Origin of the sequence: Cupriavidus sp. GA3-3 (assembly GCF_000389805.1) — a bacterium.
GTDB lineage: Bacteria > Pseudomonadota > Gammaproteobacteria > Burkholderiales > Burkholderiaceae > Cupriavidus > Cupriavidus necator_D.
In genome coordinates, this window is sequence record NZ_KB944489.1 from 1 (window position 1) to 859 (window position 859).

Annotated in this window: 1 protein-coding gene; it reads left to right on the top strand. The window is 72.9% G+C overall.

The annotated features are described in order from the left end of the window. Positions 1 to 859 (top strand): hypothetical protein (locus C265_RS32570; RefSeq protein WP_037024987.1); only part of this gene is annotated, 859 nt, incomplete at both ends.

Consider the following 859-nt stretch of genomic DNA (forward strand, 5'->3'; position numbering starts at 1 on the left):
TGCTGGGCTTCGGACTGGCGCTGCTGCTCCATCTGCTGGCGCTGGATGTCTTGCGCCTGGCGTTGCCGCGATTCCTGCATCTGCCGCTGCTGCTGGGCTTCGGACTGGCGCTGTTGCTCCATCTGCTGGCGCTGGGCGTCTTGCGCCTGGCGCTGCCGCGATTCCTGCATCTGCCGTTGCTGCTGGGCATCCTGCATCTGGCGCTGTTGCTGGGCATCCTGCATCTGCCGTTGCTGCTCAAAGCGCTGCCGCTGCATTTCCTGCGATTGCCGCCCCGGATCGGGACGGTCCTGCCCATCCGCCCACTGGCGCTGCTGCATGCGCTGCTGATCCTGCTGGCGTTGCTGGTCGCGGGCCTGGTCCTGCCACTGGCGTTGCTGGGCGTCGCGTTGCCGGGCCTCCTGCTGTTGCCGCTGCAGATCAGGCGCCTGCCGCTGCTGCTCGCGCAGCGCGCGCTGCTGTTCCCGCTGCAGCTCCATCTGCTGGCGCTGCAAAACCTGCTGCTGTTCGCGCTGCATGCCCTGCGCCCGCCGTTGCGGGTCGGCCGGTCCGCCCGGCTGGCCCGGCTGGCCAACAAAGCCGCGGGCTTCGTCGGGCCGGCTGCTCTGGCCGCGGCCGTTGCCGCGCCAGGGTTCGCCCGGGGCGTTCGAATAGTTGCGATCGCCACGTGCGGGGCCATCGGCATCGCCGCGGCCGGCGCGCGGCTGCGACGGCGCCTGGTCGCGCGCGGCGATGGCCGCCTGGCTCATGCGCACATCGGGCGCCCGCTGCACGTCGCGCCCGGGCCGCCGCTCATTGCCGCCGCGCCAGGCCGGGCCGGCGCCGGGCACAACCCCGCCCTCGCGCGCGAAGCGGCGGG